The organism is Rhodanobacter sp. FW106-PBR-R2A-2-24 (assembly GCF_058789615.1).
In genome coordinates, this window is the sequence record NZ_JBYTBV010000002.1 from 1257283 (window position 1) to 1273992 (window position 16710).

14 protein-coding genes are annotated in these 16710 nt (G+C 68.1%); 2 read left to right on the forward strand and 12 right to left on the reverse strand.

Annotation, left to right across the window (positions count from 1 at the left end; genetic code table 11):
• Window positions 1–51 precede the first annotated feature (51 nt).
• The 11 genes from fliJ to fliD form a co-directional block, all read right to left on the reverse strand.
• Entirely contained in the window at window positions 52–477 is a 426-nt protein-coding gene (gene fliJ, locus AC3WQA_RS06995) for a flagellar export protein FliJ (protein WP_492674351.1), read from the reverse strand.
• Window positions 474–1841: a flagellar protein export ATPase FliI gene (fliI, locus tag AC3WQA_RS07000; protein WP_492674352.1), complete on the reverse strand. Its 1368-nt coding sequence runs from the start codon at window positions 1839–1841 to the stop codon at window positions 474–476. Before fliI ends, fliJ begins: the two co-directional genes overlap by 4 nt.
• The gene (locus AC3WQA_RS07005; RefSeq protein ID WP_492674353.1) at window positions 1838–2464 is read right to left on the reverse strand and encodes a flagellar assembly protein FliH; all 627 of its coding nucleotides are present in this window, start codon (window positions 2462–2464) and stop codon (window positions 1838–1840) included. The genes fliI and AC3WQA_RS07005 overlap by 4 nt, the downstream gene beginning before the upstream one ends.
• The gene (fliG, locus tag AC3WQA_RS07010; protein ID WP_492674354.1) at window positions 2461–3480 is read right to left on the reverse strand and encodes a flagellar motor switch protein FliG; all 1020 of its coding nucleotides are present in this window, start codon (window positions 3478–3480) and stop codon (window positions 2461–2463) included. The genes AC3WQA_RS07005 and fliG overlap by 4 nt, the downstream gene beginning before the upstream one ends.
• On the reverse strand, window positions 3470–5182 hold the full coding sequence (gene fliF / locus AC3WQA_RS07015; RefSeq protein WP_492674355.1) for a flagellar basal-body MS-ring/collar protein FliF: 1713 nt from the start codon (window positions 5180–5182) through the stop codon (window positions 3470–3472). The genes fliG and fliF overlap by 11 nt, the downstream gene beginning before the upstream one ends.
• Before the next feature lie 48 nt (window positions 5183–5230).
• Window positions 5231–5554 carry a flagellar hook-basal body complex protein FliE gene (gene fliE, locus AC3WQA_RS07020; RefSeq protein WP_492674356.1) on the reverse strand — a complete coding sequence of 108 codons (324 nt, stop codon included), beginning with the start codon at window positions 5552–5554 and terminating at the stop codon, window positions 5231–5233.
• Window positions 5555–5671: 117 nt separating this feature from the next.
• Complete coding sequence (locus AC3WQA_RS07025) at window positions 5672–7102, reverse strand: sigma-54 dependent transcriptional regulator (protein ID WP_492674357.1); 1431 nt, start codon at window positions 7100–7102, stop codon at window positions 5672–5674.
• 567 nt (window positions 7103–7669) lie between these two features.
• The gene (locus AC3WQA_RS07030) at window positions 7670–8221 is read right to left on the reverse strand and encodes a PilZ domain-containing protein (protein WP_492674358.1); all 552 of its coding nucleotides are present in this window, start codon (window positions 8219–8221) and stop codon (window positions 7670–7672) included.
• Window positions 8222–8282: 61 nt separating this feature from the next.
• Window positions 8283–8579 carry a flagellar protein FliT gene (gene fliT, locus AC3WQA_RS07035; protein WP_492674359.1) on the reverse strand — a complete coding sequence of 99 codons (297 nt, stop codon included), beginning with the start codon at window positions 8577–8579 and terminating at the stop codon, window positions 8283–8285.
• Window positions 8576–8998 carry a flagellar export chaperone FliS gene (gene fliS, locus AC3WQA_RS07040; protein WP_492674360.1) on the reverse strand — a complete coding sequence of 141 codons (423 nt, stop codon included), beginning with the start codon at window positions 8996–8998 and terminating at the stop codon, window positions 8576–8578. Before fliS ends, fliT begins: the two co-directional genes overlap by 4 nt.
• A 13-nt stretch (window positions 8999–9011) precedes the next feature.
• Window positions 9012–10364, reverse strand: a complete 1353-nt coding sequence (gene fliD, locus AC3WQA_RS07045; RefSeq protein WP_492674361.1) for a flagellar filament capping protein FliD — start codon at window positions 10362–10364, stop codon at window positions 9012–9014.
• Here fliD and AC3WQA_RS07050 point away from each other — a divergent pair.
• Window positions 10345–10599 (forward strand): hypothetical protein, encoded by a 255-nt coding sequence (locus tag AC3WQA_RS07050; RefSeq protein WP_492674362.1) that lies wholly within the window; start codon window positions 10345–10347, stop codon window positions 10597–10599. The genes fliD and AC3WQA_RS07050 overlap by 20 nt on opposite strands.
• A gap of 170 nt (window positions 10600–10769) precedes the next feature.
• Here AC3WQA_RS07050 and AC3WQA_RS07055 read toward each other — a convergent pair whose 3' ends face one another.
• Window positions 10770–12005 (reverse strand): flagellin N-terminal helical domain-containing protein, encoded by a 1236-nt coding sequence (locus tag AC3WQA_RS07055; RefSeq protein WP_492674363.1) that lies wholly within the window; start codon window positions 12003–12005, stop codon window positions 10770–10772.
• A gap of 493 nt (window positions 12006–12498) precedes the next feature.
• On the opposite strand from AC3WQA_RS07055, the gene AC3WQA_RS07060 reads away from it, so the two are divergent.
• Entirely contained in the window at window positions 12499–16635 is a 4137-nt protein-coding gene (locus tag AC3WQA_RS07060) for a glycosyltransferase (RefSeq protein WP_492674364.1), read from the forward strand.
• Window positions 16636–16710 lie beyond the last annotated feature (75 nt).

Sequence of the window (16710 nt, forward strand, 5' to 3'; positions counted from 1 at the left end):
CAAGTACGCACAATCTCGGCCGCTGTAACACCGGCGACCGCGACCTCGGCATCAACGCGCCCGGCGATGCTGCATGCGCTCGTCCACCTCGGCCTGTTCGCGCCTGTCCTCCGCGCGGCGCTCATGTTCCAGTTGGTGCGCGACCACGGTGCCCAGCGCGCTTTCGCGGGCATGCGCCTGCTGCCAGTGGTCGCGCACCCGGTCGAGCAGGCGCTTCTGGCGCGCCACCTCGGCCACCTGCACGCGGATCGCGTGGTCGATCTTTTCGACGAAACCCTGCCGGTTGAGCAGCGCCGACACGCTGAGCGCCTCAGCGCCGCCAATGGCGTACTCGCTGCGGTAGCGCTCCAGCTCTTCGAGTTGCTGTTCGGCCTTGGCCAGTTGCTGTTGCTGGCGCGCCAGTTCCGCCAGGGCGTCCTCGCTGCGCTGGTGGGCCAGGTCGACGGCCGGCTGCAGGCGTTGGGTTCGCGAGTTCATGTGGTCACCTGTTCGGCCAGGGCACTCAGGCGCTGGATGGCGGCGGCGAGCGTCACCGGCTCGTCCACTTCCTGCACCAGGAAGTCGCGCAGTTGCGGCCACATGGCGATGGCAAGATCGACCTGCGGGTCGGAGCCCTTCTGGTAGGCGCCCACCGCGATCAGGTCGCGCTGCTGGCGATACGCCGAGTAGACGCGCCGGAAGCGCTGCGCGGCGTGAAGATGCTCGCGCGTGGTCACCTGCGGCATCACGCGGCTGATCGAGGCCTCGATGTCGATGGCCGGGTAGTGGCCAGCCTCGGCGAGGTCGCGCGAGAGCACGATATGGCCGTCCAGAATCGCGCGCGCGGCATCGGCGATGGGGTCGTGCCGGTAATCGTCGCCCTCGGTCAGCACGGTGTAGAAGGCGGTGATCGAGCCCTTGCCCTCGGCGTCGTTGCCGGCACGCTCCACCAGCGCCGGCATCAGCGCGAACACGGATGGCGGGTAACCCTTGGTGGCCGGCGGCTCGCCGATCGCCAGCGCGATCTCGCGTTGCGCCTGGGCGTAGCGGGTGAGCGAATCCATCAGCAGCAGCACGCGCTGACCGCGATCGCGGAACCACTCGGCGATGGCGGTGGCGTACTGCGCGCCGCGCAGGCGCTTGAGCGGCGGCGCGTCGGCCGGCGCTGCCACGATCACCGCGCGGCGGCGACCCTCCGCGCCCAGCGTGTGCTCGACGAACTCCTTCACCTCGCGGCCGCGTTCGCCCACCAGGCCCACCACCACCACGTCGGCATTGGTGTAACGCGTCATCATGCCGAGCAGGGTGGATTTGCCCACGCCCGAGCCGGCGAACAGGCCGATGCGCTGGCCGCGCCCCACGGTGAGCATGGCGTTGATGGCGCGCACGCCGACGTCCAGCGGCGCGTCGATGGGTTTGCGCGCCATCGGGTTGATCGGTTCGTTCTTGAGCTGGGCCTGCTCGTCGGCGTCCAGCGGGCCCAGGTCGTCGAGCGGCGCGCCATCAGCGCCGACCACGCGACCCAGAAGTTGCCTGCCCACCGGCAAGCCGCTGCTGGTCGCGCACGGGCGCACGCGCGCGTTCGGCGGCACGCCATGGATGTCGCCCACCGGCATCAGCAGCAGGCGCTCGTCGGCGAAGCCCACCACCTCGGTTTCCAGCTGGCTGCCGTCGACGGTATCGACCAGGCAGCGCGCGCCCAGCGCGGCCTCGCAGCCTTCCGCCTCCAGGGTGAGCCCGACCACGCGCCGCAGGCGCCCTTCCACGGTGAGCGTGGCGGCGCTGCCGGCACGCTCGGCCAGGCGGGCGAACTGGTGCTGCCAGCGCTCGCGGCGCGCGGCATGGTCGACGCCCGCACTCATGGCTCGTCGAACTCCGGCCGGATAGCTTCGCCCAGCACAGCGTCGATGACCGCGGCCAGGCGCGTTTCGACCCGCGCGTCCAGCCGCGAGCGTTCGCTCTCCATGCGGCAATCGCCGCGCGCGAGCGAGGGATCGGCCAGCAGTTGCCAGTCGCGCTCGGCCACGTCCAGCGCACGTACAAGCGCGAGGTCGTCCGGGTGCAGGTAGACGCGCAGCTCGCGCGTGGCCGCCGGCAGAGCGTCGGCCGCCTCGCGCACGGCGCGGGCGATCAGCTCCGGGTTGAGCTGCAATTCGTGCGCCACCACGCGGCGCGCCACCACCATCGCCAGGCGGGCGAGTTCATCGGCGGTCTGCTCGTCGAAAGCCAGCAACGGATGTGTCGTCGCCACGTACAGCGCGTCGAGCTGGGCCATGCGCTGGCGCAGTTGCTGCTCGGCGACGGCCAGGCCTTCCGCCAGGCCGGCGGCACGTCCTTCCTCGCGCGCCTGCTGCTCGATGGCCTGCAGATCCTGCACAGTGGGCTGCTCGACCGCCGCGGGCGCGGAAGCGGCGGTCGCATCCATGCTGGGCCATTCCCAGCGCTGGAAGTCCGCGGCAGCCTCGTGGACGTCGGCCACGCTCATACGTACTCATCCCCGCCGCTGGCGGCAAGGCTGATCTGGCCGGCGTCGGCCAGCTTGCGGGCGCTGGCGAGGATCTCCTTCTGCGCGGCATCCACTTCGGAAAGTTTCACCGGGCCCTTCACCTCGAGGTCGTCGCGCATCATGTCGGCGGCACGCTTGGACATGTTGGAGAAGACCTTTTCGCGCATGGCCGGCTCGGCACCCTTCAGCGCCGTGATGAGGGTGGCCGACTGCACCTCGCGCAGCAGGGTCTGCAGGCTGCGGTCGTCCATCTCGATCAGGTCGTCGAAGACGAACATCAGATCCTCGATGCGGCTGCCCAGGGCATCGTCCTGACCGCGGATGGCGGTCATCAACTCGGCTTCGCGGCTGCTGTCCATCGAGTTCAGGATGTTGGCCGCCGCCTTCAGGCCGCCCACGTTGGCGGTCTTGAGCTTCTTGTTGGAGCCGGAGAATTGACGCTCCATGACTTCATCCAGCTCGTTCAGCGCATGCGGCTGCACGCCGTCGAGCGTGGCAATACGCATCACCGCGTCAGAGCGCGTGCGTGGCGGCAGGTAACCCAGCACCTCGGCCGCCTGGTCGGGCTCCAGATGCGCCAGCACCAGCGCGATGATCTGCGGATGCTCCTGGTTGATCATCTCGGCAATGGCGCGGCTCTCCATCCACTTGAGCGACTCCAGCCCCTTCGAGCTGCGGCCCAGCAGGATGCGGTCGATCAGGCCGCCGGCCTTGGTTTCGCCCAACGCATTGGTGAGGATCTTGCGGATGTACTCCTCGGTGCCCACGCCGAACGAGGTCTGCACGCCCATGTCCTCGTCGAGCCGATCAAGCACGCCGGTGACCTGTTCGCGCGAGATGTTGGAGAGGCCGGCCATCGCCGAACCCACCGCCTGCACGTCGCGCGCGGAAAGGTGCTTGAGCACTTCGGCGGCATCCTGTTCGCCCACGGCAAGCAGCAACACCGCCGCGCGCTGCGCGCCGCTGAACGGGATGTTGGAGTTCCTATTCGCCATCTTCGCTCACCCAACTGCGCACGACCTGTGCGACCTGCTTGGAATTTTCTCCCACCATGCGTTTGGCCTTGGTGATGCGTTGGTCGTAGGCCTGGCCCGTGCCCGCGCCCGCCACCTCGATGCGCGGCCGGACGGCGGCCTCCTCCGTCTCATCGCCCACCCGCACCGACACGTTCGGCAGCGGGGAAGGCAAGGCCTGCTTGCCGCCCGCGCCGGCGAAGGCCGGCTCGCTGCGCATCAGGCCCTTGAGCAAGGGGCGCAGCAGGCCAAAGGCCACCAACAACGCCACCAGCACGCCCATGCCTTGCTTGACCAGGTCGAGCATGCCCGGACGCTGCCAGATCGGCGTCGACTCCGGCGCGGCCATCGGGGTGGCTTGATGGAAGGGCTCGTTGACGACGCTGACGTTGTCGCCCCGGCTGGCATCGAAGCCCACCGCGTTCTTCACCAGGTCGGTGAAGTGCGCCAATTCCTGCGTGCTGAACGGCACGCTGGCGTCGCCCTTGGGGCCACGGACGGATTTGTTGTCCACCACCACCGCCACGGTAAGCCGCGACAGCCGGCCAGCCGGATCGCTGACATGGCTGATGGTGCGATTGAGCTCGTAATTGCGCGTGGCGCTGCTGGAGCTGTCGGTCGGCGTGGTCGTGCTGGCCGTGGCGGCGGTGCCGGGTTTGGCGCCCTGGCCGGCCGTGGGCTGCGCCGCCGTGGGCTGGGCCACGGTGTTGGGCGGCTGGTTGCTGAGCGCGCCCGGCACGCCACCATTGGCATTGCCGCCGTTGCTGCGCTGCTCGCTGCTCACCTGCTCGCTGCGCAACGCGGAATGATCCGGATCATAGGTTTCGGTGGCCTTCTCGCTCTGGCTGAAATCGAGATCGGCATAGACCTGGGCGCGCACCTTGCCGGCACCGACCAGCGGCGTCAGCAGCTCCTCGATGCGCTGGTCGTAGGTGTTCTCGATGCGCGTAGCCAGGCGCAAGCGGCTGTCGCCCACGGCGGCGAGGTTATCCGGGCCGCCATTGGTCAGGAGTTGGCCCTGCTGATCCACCACCGACACCTGGTTGGGGTCGAGGTTGGGAACGCTGGCGGCCACCAGATGCATGATCGCGGCCACCTGTCCGGCATCGAGCCGCCGCCCCGGGTAGAGCGTGACCAGCACCGAGGCGCTGGCCTCGCGGCTGTCACGGATGAAGGCGGAGGGCTTGGACAGCGCCAGGTGCACACGCGCCGCGCGCACCCCCTGCAGGCTGCCGATGGTGTTGCCCAGATCGGTTTCCAGCATCTGCTGGTAGCGCGTGCGTTCGGCCAGGTCGCTCATGCCGAAGGGCGAGTCGCCCGCCGACAGGGCGTTGGCCGCGCTGCCCTGCGGCAGGCCTTGCGCGGCCAGCTTGAGGCGCACGGCGGCGAGGTCGGCCGCCGGCACCATGATCGAATTGCCGTCGTCGCCCAGCTTGTAGGGCGTATTGGCGGCCTGCAGCGTCTGCGTGATGGCAGCGGCGTCCTTCTGGTCCAGTCCGGCGTAGAGCAGGCCGTAGTTGGGGCCACGCGACCACAGCACCACGGCCACGCCCAGCGCCACGGCCGCCGCCATGCCGACCAGCAGCAACAGCTGGCGCGTCGCCGGGCTGCGCGCGAGCTGGCGCAGGTCGAGCCGTGGCGCCGGTGGCCTGTCGTCGGTGTTCGCGATGGCGGTGTCGGCCATGGGATGTGCTCGTCAGGCGAGGGCGGGGCGGCAAGCCGCGCCGGGGCCTCAGAAAGTCATGTTCATGATGGCGTTGTAGGCGTTGACCAGCTTGCCGTTCACCTGCACCAGTGCGTTGAGCGAGAGGTCGGCCTTCTGGATCGCCACCATGGTGCGGCCGAGATCCGCGCCCGGATCGCCGCGTTCGAAGGCGGCGGCCATCTGGCCGGCCCGCTCTTGCGACTCGCCCACGGCAGCGATGGATTGCTTGAGCAGCATGGCGAAATTGGTCGACTTCGCGACGGGCGCGCCGATGGCATGCTCGGGCGCTTGGGCCTGCACGGAGAGCAGGCGCATCTGGGCAAGCAGGTTGTTGACGTCGATGGTGCTCATGCTGGACTCCTGCCATGGCGAGGCGACGGGATAACGTCACGCGACGGGTTTACGAGGATGGAATGCATGCGCCGTGCCATACCCATCGCCACGCGCCACCAGGCGCGCCCGCTGCCGTCAAGCCGCCAGGCTGCTGGCCAGTCCGTACTTGCGCAGCTTCTCCACCAGCGTGGTGCGCTGCACGTGCAGCAGCCGCGCCGCATGCGCCACCACGCCGCCACTGGCATCGAGCGCCTGCCGGATCAGGCCGATCTCGATGTCGGCCAGGTGATCCTTGAGGTCGATGCCGTCCTCGGGCAACAGGCGCAAGGACTCATCCACCATTTGCACGCCGGCGGCGACGGCGGCGGTGGCGCCGTCGTCCTCCATCAGGTTCAGCAAGGCGGTGCCGTGCACCTCGTCGCTGCCGTGGGCCTGGCGGTACTTGTCCGGCAATTCGCTGGCGCGCACCTCGCCACCGGGACACAGGATGGCCATGCGTTCGACCAGGTTGGCCAGTTCGCGCACATTGCCGGGCCAGCCGTGGTTGCGCAGCGCCTGCATCGCGCTGGCGCTGAAGTGCACCGCATGCAGGCCGCGCCGCGCCAGGCGCTGGTTGAACTCCGCAACCAGCACCGGCAGATCCTCCAGCCGCTCGCGCAGCGCCGGCAGCTCCAGCGGAAACACGCTGAGGCGGTAGAACAGATCTTCGCGAAAGCGGCCATCGGCGATGGACTGCTCCAGGTTGCGATGAGTGGCGGCGATGATGCGCACGTCGCAACGCTGGGTCTTGCTGCCGCCGACACGCTCATACACGCGCTCCTGCAGCACGCGCAGCAGCTTCACCTGCATCGGCAGGCTCATGTCGCCGATCTCGTCCAGGAACAGCGTGCCGCCCTCAGCCAGCTCGAAGCGGCCCTTGCGCGCGCTGATCGCGCCGGTGAAAGCGCCCTTCTCGTGGCCGAACAGCTCGCTCTCCAGCAGTTCGGCCGGGATCGCGCCGCAATTGATCGCCACGAAGGGCTTGTCCCGCCGCACCGATTGCTCGTGGATGGCGCGCGCCACCATCTCCTTGCCGGTGCCCGACTCGCCCAGCACCAGCACGCTGGAATCGAACGGCGCCACCTGGTGGATCAAGGCATTCAAATGGCGCATCGGCGCCGACTCGCCGACGAAGCGGAATTCGCCGCGATGCGCCCCGGCCAGGCGCATCTGCAGGGTGTGCAGCGTGTCGGCCAGCGCCTCGTAGGCCAGCGGAAATTCCAGTGCCGCCGCATGCGTGGCGCAAGGCGAGCTGGAGGCCAGCAGGCGATCCGTCCACGGCGAGTCCACCGCCAGCAGCACCGGCACCTGGTTCGCCGCCTCGCCCAGCAGGGCGAACTGGCGCTCGGCCTCGGCCACATCGCCGAGCGTGCCCACGTACACGCCGCGCCACAACGTGCTCGCCGGCGCGGCCAGCGCATACTCCGCGGCCGATTGCGGGTGATAGCCGAGAAAGTGCAGCGCCGCCGCCACGGACTGGGCGCGCATGGCATCCGACTCGATGACCAGGAAATCGACCTTGCTCATATCCCTCACCTCACACCTGACTTTGTTGCCATCCAAAACTGCCGATACGTGCTGCCCCTTGGCCCGACCCATGCCGTAAAAGATTCATGCAACGCCACGATCGACCGATGCGCCCCGCGATGGGAGCGGCGGCGTTGCACGTCGTCGGCGATGATGACCGCCCCTCTCGTGCGTACCGTCTCCCGATAACGGGCCCCGGCGACGGTTTCGCGACGGTGCCTGACTCTTTCACAGGCACTGTCGGTTTTCCGTGAGCGCCGCTTGGCGGATGAAGTGCAAGAACAGGGCCAGAGACATGGCGGCGGCGACGTCAAACCGACGCGCGTCATGCCTCCGCTGCATCGATGGACGCTGCTGTACCCGCGCATTCGTAACGCACCCTTGGCGAAAAGCCTGTCACGGCAAGGCTTTCCGCCAACGCGTCGGTTGCGGCGGATTGATGCCGCAAAGCATGGCCTGCCGGACAGCCGACGACGGCGTACCGGCGCGTATTGGCGTTTTTGCGAGGGAGCGCACAGGCAAAGTGTGAAATGCATCACACGTGCGGTGACAGCGGCCCAGCGGGCGTCACCCGGCCGACTGACGCTCGTCGGCCAATTTGCGCCGATGCTGACGAAAAACGTAACGATCCAAGCCTTCCTCCACCGCATCGCCAAAGGCGCTGAAGGCGAGGAAAGCCATGTCGTCGTGCACCGACTCGACGTGGCAGGCCAACTCCAGCGGCAAGGCCAGACAGGCATCCAGATGCAGACGCAAACGACCCAGCGTGGCGCCCGGCGGCAACAAGGCCTGCGGCACCTCCGCGCCCACGCCGTTGAACCGCAGCCGCTGTCGTGGCGGCAAGGCGGTGGCGGGCAACAACAGGTGATTGACGATCTCGATCAGCAGATTGAGCTTGCCATCCAGCCGCGCCAGCTCCTGCGCCATCGGGCCGGCATCGTCACGCTCGGCGCGGGGGCGCTCCTCCAGCAGGGCGATCGCCACCAGCACATGGGCATTGCGTTCGGCCAGCGCCTGCAACGCGCCGACATCCGGTGCAGCCGCCGCCTCGAAGGCCGCATGCAGCGAGCCTGCATACACCATGCGCTGTTCAAACTCGGTACGGATGGACGTTGGCATGACTGGCACTCCGAAGCACAAGGCCGTGCATCACATCATGCCAGTGTGCACCGCGCGGCGCTCAGCCCGCCACGCCGACATAGGTGCGCAGCGCCTGCCCGGCGCGGTATTGCTGGCGCAGGGCGTTGGCCACCTGCGCGCGCGCGCGCGCCGCCAAGGCGAGCATTTCCTCGTTGCAGGTCAGCAGCTGCTGCAGCAGTTCGCGGCTGCGCGCATCACGCGGGTACTCCGCCCGCAAGAGCGGCTGCCGCTCCACTTCCAGTCGCGGCAGCTTGTCCCAGCGGCCTTCACGGGCCTCGGCCAGCATGGTGTAGCTGACCTCCAGTGCCCGTTCCAGCGAGGTGTAGTCGCTGGTCATGCGGTTTTCCCCGCGCGCTCGGCCAGGTAGTTCCCGCGGATGCCATTCCAGCCATCGCGCACCTGACCGAGCAGATCCAGGCATTCGACCAGGGCGCGGTCGTCGTCATTGAGCTGGGCATGCAGCAGGCGCCGGTTGACGTAGTCGTAGAGCGAATCCAGCCGCTGCGCCAACTGGCCGCCGGCCTCCAGGTTGAGGCTAGTACGCAACTCGCCCAGGATCGCGATGGCCTTGCCGATGGCGGTGCCCTTGGCGTTGGCATTCTGCTGGCGCATTTGGCCGCGCGCCTGCGCCACGCGCTCCATCGCGCCATCGAGCAGCATGGCGATCAACTGGTGCGGATCGGCGCCCTCGACGCTGCCGGCGGCGCGCGTCTGCTGGTACATGGCGCTGGCATGGCGCATGTAGGCGTTGGTCATGGCTTCACCCTCGTTACTTGTTCGAAGCGATGTACGGGCTCATGATCGTCTGCAGCGCGTTGTTGAGATAGCTGCTGGTGTTGTTGAGCGAGGACATCAAGGTGTCCAGCGCGGTGTACTGCTGGCTGAGTTGCGCCTTGTACACCGCCATGCGCGCGTTGAGCGCAGCTGTCTGCTGGCCCAGGTTGGTGAGCTGGTTCTGGATGCTGGTGTTGCGCGCGGCGATGATGCCGCCGCCCGCCGTGAAGCCGTTCAAGGCGTTGTTGAGCGTCGTGGCAAAGCCATTCGTGCTCGAGAACAGGCTCTGTACCGCGCCTGGATTGCTTTGCAGCGCGTTGCCCAGGGTGGTGCTGTTCACCGACAAGGTGCCGTCGGCGTTCCGTGCAATACCGAGCGCCGCCAGCGAGCCGAAGCTGTTGCCCGCCACGGAGCTGCTGAGCAGGCTGTTGACCTGGCGCTGCACCGATTGCAGCGTGGCATCGCCCAGCAGTACCCCGGACTGCTTGCTGGTGGGGTCGTAGCTGCTCAACGTGCTCACGGTGCTCGCATAGTTGTTGTAGGCGGCGACGAAGTTGTTGACCGCGTCGGTCACCGCGCCGGTGTTCTGGCTCACCGTCAGCGTGGTTGTGCCGGTGGCCTTGAGGTTCAGGGTGACGCCATCGAGCACGCCGCTCACCGCATTGCTGGCGCTGGTGGCCGCGATGCCGTTGATGCTCAGGCTGGCGTCGTGGGCCTCGTTCGAGCCGGCGGTGTTCAAGGTGGTGGCCAGCGAGGAAAGGCCCGCGCTGCTGCCGGAGCCGGCGGTGACGGTGAAACCATTGGCCACGCCGGTGCGGGTGGAGGTGAGCAGCAACTGCGCGCCGCTGGTGCCATACACCACGGTGGCCTGCACGCCGGGATTGCCGCTGGCCTGGTTGATGGCCGTGGCGATGTCGCTCATCTGGTCGGTGGCACCCACCGTAATGTTCACCGACTGGCTGCCGACGGTGAGCGTCAAGGTTCCGGCGCCCACCGCCGTGCCGGTGGCATAGGCGCCACTGGTGCGCGACTGCGCCGTGGCCAGGTTGTTCACCACCACGTTGTAGGTGCCCGGTTGCGCGTTGGCCAGGGTGCTGGCCGTGCCGATGGTCGAGTTGGCCAGGGTCGCCGTGTAGGTATTGAAGGTGGCGCTGTTGCTGAGCGTGCTCACCGCGCCCTGCAGGGAGCTGAGCGCGCTGCTCAGCGCCGTCAGGCCGGCGGCCTGGGCCTGCAACTGCGTGGACTCGTTGCTGATCTGCTGCTGCGGCCCGGCCTGCTTGGCATTGACCAGCGCCGTGATGATGGCGTTGACATTCAGGCCTGAACCGATGCCCGCCGAACTGAGCAACCCTGTGCCGGAACCGCTGCTGGTGCCGCCGGAACTTGTCGGCGACGGCGACGGCGACGGCGACGGGGTGGGCGTGCTGCTGATGCCGGAAATGGAAGTCATGGCCGAGTACCTTGCGACTGATGGTGCCGCCGATCGAACGGCGCTTCGATGGCTACAGGCAAGACCCGCGCCAAGCGCGCATCCGGCCGCAACCCTCATGCTTCATGTTTCGGCGACGGGCTGGATTTCTTGAAGAGCAGCATTGGCATGGTCTGTGCGCGGGAGGCGGAGTGCGAGAGGCGAGGCTCGGGATGCGACGCGGGGGAGGGGGGCTCGCCTCTCGCCCCCCACTTCCCGCTAAAAACACAAAGCCCACGTCCTTGGACGTGGGCTTTGTGGCTCATCCCTGGGCTGTCGTGCGTATTACTGCAGCAGCTTCAGCGCCAGCTGCGGGTTGGCATTGGCCTGGGCCAGTACCGAGATGCCCGCCTGCTGCAGCACCTGCGCCCTGCTGAGTGCCGCCGTCTCGGCCGCGAAGTTCGCATCCTGGATGGTCGACCGGGATGCCTGCAGGTTGGTCGATTGCGCCGACAGCGTGGCGATGGTGGACTGGAAACGGTTCTGCACCGCGCCCAGCTGGGCCGCGAAGGTGGCCACCGAGGACAAGGCCACGTCGACGCGCGACACCAGCGAGTTGGCATCGCTGACGGTGAGCACGTCGGCGCCAGCCATCGAACCCGAGGCGCCAATCGCGTTGCCCGCCGTGTAGCTCGCCGACGAACCCGAGGTCGCGCCGCTGTAGGTCACGCCACTGCTGACGGCGCTCGCCGTGCCGCTGAGCGCGGAATTGGCGGAAACCGAGCCGCTGTCCTTGATGCTGAAGCTGCCCTGCGAGAAGACGTCGACGCCGCCGTTGCCGTCCACCGCCGCCGTCACGTTGCCGCTCAGGGCGGCGTTGATCTGGTCGGACAGGTTCTGCACGCTGTTGGCCGTGCCGGCCAGCGTCACGCTGCCCGTGGTGACGCCATCGGCACCGGTGTAGGCGATGGTGATCTTGCTCAGATCCATGGTCTGGGTCGGGGCGGCCGTACCGCCGCTGCCGACGAAGGCGCCGGTCAGGTTGCCCGACTCGAAATGCGCCACCTTGCCGATGTCAGAGGCCTTCACGCTGGTGGCAAGGGTGACGCTGATGGTCTGGCCGACGTTGGCGCCCACCTGGAAGCTCTTGGTGCCCAGCGAGCCGTCCAGCACGTTGGAACCGTTGAAGGAGGTCTGGTTGGCGATACGGGTGATTTCCTGCAGGCGCTGCTGCACTTCCGCGTCCATCGAGGCGCGATCCGTCGCGGTGTAGGTGCCGTTGGCGGACTGCGCAGCCAGGTCGCGGATGGCCTGCAGGTTGGCGGTGACCTGATCCAGCGCGGAGCCGGTGGTCTGCGCCAGGTTGATGGCGTCCGAGGCGTTGGCGCTGGCCTGGGCGATGCCGCCGATCTGGGTGGTGTAGCGCTGCGCAATGGCGAAGCCGGCGGCGTTGTCGGCGGCGCTGTTGATCTGGAGACCGGAAGACAGGCGCTCGGTGGCTTGTGCCAGGGCGCTCCGCGACCTCATCAGGTTGTTTTGCGCATTGAGCGAAGAGACGTTGGTGTTGACGACGAGGGACATGGGATTTCTCCTGCGATTCAATCTTGAAGCTGTCGGAATGGCTCTCCGGCGGTGCCCCTGGATCGGAGTGCCAACCGCCTCAGTGGGCTTTTCGGCGCCGGCACGGGCTTCTTGAGCATCGCTTCGCGTTGGCATGGAACGTGCGCGATGCCCCTGCCATGCGGCGCAACGCGATGTCTGCCGCACCGCCGCTTGACGCGCCACGTGTCACCCATCATTGATTGGCACCAAGCTTGCTGCGCGCTTGCGGAATGGTGTCGGCGCGACGCCATTCCGACACGTCGGAGCCTGTAAAAAATTCGGACATCGTCGCGCGAAAGCGTCACCGGGCGAGCTTGGCAAGGCGCGCTGGGCGAAAACATAGGATTTTGGCGAACCCGATGACCACCGTTTTCGCGCAGCGCGCCGCCAGGGGCGATGCGTGGAAGCCGCAGCAGAAGGGCGATTTTTTTCACAGGCTCCCAAGCCTCTTGCGCTTCACGGAACGTCCACCATGCAGATCGATGCCCGCATCCAGCAGAACCATACCGCCTTCCAGCAGTTGCTCGACCAGGTGGAGGCCGCCACCAACAAGGGCAGCCTCGAGCTGGCCATGCATCACGCCTGGCAGGCAGGCATGCATGCATGGGCGCACAGCTGCGGCATCTTCGCCTCGCCGCGGCTGGAGGCCCTGCTGGCGCGGATCGGCCGGCTGATCCCGGCGCAGGCCCCGCCGCCACGCACGCAGGGCACGGATCGCCATGTGGTGACGGTGATGACCCAGGCGTACGCCTCGGGCGGGCACACGCCGATTGCCTGTTCGTGGATCGCCAACGACACGCGCTCGCGGCACACCCTGGTCATCACCCGGCAGGATCGGACGCCCATACCCCGCGCCGTCGAGGCGCTGATCGAGCAAGGCCGCGCTCGGCTGGTGGTGCTGGACGAGCCCCTGGCGATCGACCGCGTGCACCGGCTGCACCATTTGTTCGGCGAAGCCGACCAGGTCGTGTTGCATATCCATCCGAACGACCCGCTGCCCGCGGTGGCGCTGGCCGGCATGCCGTCGCCGCCACCGGTGCTGCTGGAGGATCACGCCAACCACGTGTTCTGGATGGGTGCCAGCGCTGCCAACCTGCTCGTTGCGCTGCACAGCGACGGCATGCGCATCGCCGCCGGCCGCCGCGGCATACCGCGCGCGCACACGAGCTGGCTGCGCACCCTCATCGACACCGGCCCGGCCGACACCGCCGGCATCGACGCGCGCGAACGATTCGGCATCCCGCCTGAGGCACCGCTGCTGGTGTCCTGCGGTGCCGCCTACAAATTCGTGCCCATCGACGGCCACTCGCTGGCCGCGCTGCTGACGCCCGTGCTCAGCGAGCGCGACGACGTGCACGTGCTGCTGATCGGCCCGCGCTTCGATGCCCCCGGCACCAGCCTGTCGGCGGATTTCCCGGGGCGCATCCACCTGACCGGCATCATCAGCCAGCGCGAGCTGCTGCACGCGGCCTATGCCGCCAGCGACGTCTATCTCGACCCCTGCCCGTTCGCCTCGGGCACGTCCATGCACGAGGCCGCGATCCTCGGCAAGCCAGTGCTGAAGTTCAACCCGCAGGACTGGAGCGACAGCGGCTTCACCATCAACGCGGAAGCCATCCCGCCAGCCTTGCACGTCTGTCACGACGCCGACGAGTACCGCGCGCGCCTGCTGGAGCTGCTCGACTCGCCGGCCTTGCGCGAACGCAACGGCAGGCTGGCCGCCAGCGCGATCCGCCTGGTCTACGACGCCGCCGACTTCCAGCCGCAGCTCGAAGCCCTCTACGCTCGCGCCAGCCAGTTGCCGCGCATCGAACTCGATGCGGACATCGCCGTCCATCGCGTGGAACTGCTCGACCGCCTGCTGGATCAGCTCGGCGACAACCGCACCGCCGCCTACCGGCTGGAAACCGGCGCCGCCAGCGGGCCGGACGAAGCCACGCTCTCCGTCGAGGAGAGTTATCGGCAATGGTTGGCCCCGCAACAGCTGTCCAGCCGGCACGTGGCGCTGGCGCGCGCGCGGCTGGCGCCCTCCATCGACTTCCACGTACTCGTCATCGACACCGACGGCGATGCCGCGCGCCGCGCGGACAGCCTGCAATCCGTGCAAGCCCAATCCCTGCCCGCCGCGGCCATCACCGTGCTGAGCGAGGTTGCGCCGGCGCTTCCCGATGGCGTCGCCTGGCACGCGCTCGGCGCCGGCTGGGTAACGGCATGCAACGCCGTCGCCCAGACCAGCGCGGCCACCTGGCTGCTGCCGCTCATGGCCGGCGACCGCCTGACCGTCGACGCCCTGCTGCTGCTGGCCGACGCCGCCAGCAACCATCCGGAGTGGGCCTGCTGCTACAGCGACGAAGATGCCTGGCTGCCCGACGGCCCGGCGCAGCCCATCTTCAAGCCCGACCTCAACCTCGATCTGCTGCGCAGCTATCCCTATGTCGGCCAGATGCTCGCCATGCGCCGCGAACCGCTGCTCGCTGCCGGCGGGCTGGCGGAACTGGCCGGCGCGCTGGCGGCCAGCGACCTCGTCTTCCGCTGCATCGAGCAATTCGGCCTGCCCGCCGTCGGCCACGTCGCCGAGGTGCTGCTGCATGCCGGCACGCCTTTCGCCGCCTGGCTGGGCAGCCAGGCCGTGGCCGAGCAGTCGGCGCCCATGGTGTCGCGCCACCTCGACCGCCTCGGCGTGCCCCACCACATCCAGCCCGGCGTGCTGCTCGGCTCCAACCGCATCACCTACCAGAACGAGCGCCAGCCGCCGGTCTCCATCATCATCCCCACGCGCGACCGCCTGCCCCTGCTCAACGGCCTGATCGACAGCCTGCTGGCCACCACCCACTACACGAATTACGAACTGCTGATCGTGGACAACGACAGCCACGATCCCGCCACCTGCGCCTATCTGGACGGCATCGCGAGGCTGGGCAACCCGCAGCTGCGCGTACTGCGCTGGCCGCACCCGTTCAACTATTCCGCCATCAACAACTTCGCCGCCGAACAGGCGCAAGGCGAATATCTGATCCTGCTCAACAACGACACCGCCGTGCTGCACGCGGACTGGATCGAGGCGCTGCTCAACCACGCACAACGCCCGGAAGTGGGCATCGTCGGCGCCAAGCTGCATTACCCCAACGGCCACATCCAGCATGCCGGCATGCTGCTTGGCCTGCACGGCCCGGCCGACTCCCCGTTCATCGACGAAGCCATGGACGCTCCCGGCTACCTGCATCGCCTGCAGGTGGATCAGAACTACACCGCCGTCACCGCTGCCTGCCTGATGGTGCGCAAGGCGGTTTATGCGGAAGTCGGCGGGCTGGACACGGAAACCCTCGCCAACACCTGCAACGACATCGATCTCTGCCTCAAGGTGCGTGCCGCCGGCTATCTCACCGTGTGGACACCTTATGCACGCCTGATGCACCACGCCGGCGCCAGCCACAACACCATCGACCGTGTCGGCAACGAGCAGATGCAGCAACGCACCCAGCAGGCGCAGCACGCCATGTACCACCGCTGGCTGCCGCTGCTGGCGCGCGACCCGGCCTACAACCGCAGCCTTGGCCTGGCCGGCAACGGCTACGACATCGACCTCTTGCGCAAGCTGAACTGGCAGCCGTTCGAGCAGCCCGCGCTGCCCAACTTCTTCTGCATCGCCGCCGACATCACCGGCTGCGGCCACTACCGCGTGATGCAACCCTTCCAGGCGATGCAGCGCGAAGAGCTGGCCCAGGGCATGATCGCGCCGTCCCACCTGCCGCCGGTGTTGATGGAGCGTTGCGACCCCACCAGCATGGTGCTGCAGCGCCAGTACACCGACGGCCAGATCGGCCTGCTGCGCCAGTACCGCGAGTTCAACCACGCCTTCAAGGTGTATGAGCTGGACGACTACATGCCCAACGTGCCCTTGAAGAGCATGCACCGCAAGGACATGCCCAAGGACATCCTGAAATCCCTGCGCAAGGCCATCGGGCTCACCGACCGCTTCGTGGTTTCCACCGCCCCGCTGGCCGAAGCCTTCGCCGACCTGCACCGCGACATCCGCGTGGTGCCCAATCGCCTGCCGGTGAACTGGTGGGGCGAGCTCAAGAGCCTGCGCCGGCAAGGCCGCAAACCCCGCGTGGGCTGGGGCGGCGGCAGCAGCCATCGCGGCGACCTGGAGCTCATCAGCGACATCGTGCGCGACCTCTCCGGCGCCGTGGAGTGGGTGTTCTTCGGCATGTGTCCGGAGCAGCTGCACCCCTACATCCACGAGTTCCACCCCGGGCTGCCCATCGAGCACTACCCGGCCAAGCTGGCCTCGCTGAACCTCGACCTCGCGCTGGCACCGCTGGAGGACAACTTCTTCAACGCCTGCAAGAGCAACCTGCGCCTGCTCGAATACGGCATCTGCGGCTTCCCGGTGATCTGCAGCGACATCGTCTGCTACCGCGGCGACCTGCCTGTCACCCGTGTGCGCAACCGCTACAAGGAGTGGATGGACGCGATCCGCCTGCACCTGTCCGACCTCGACGCCGCCGCCGCCAAGGGCGACGCGCTGCGCGAGGCGGTACGTCGCGACTGGATGCTCACCGGCGACAACCTGGTCGCCTGGCGCGACGCCTGGCTGCCGGATTGACGCGGCCGCCCACCTCTCCACGCACCACGCACCACGCACCACGCACCACGCACCACGCACCACGCACCACGCAGG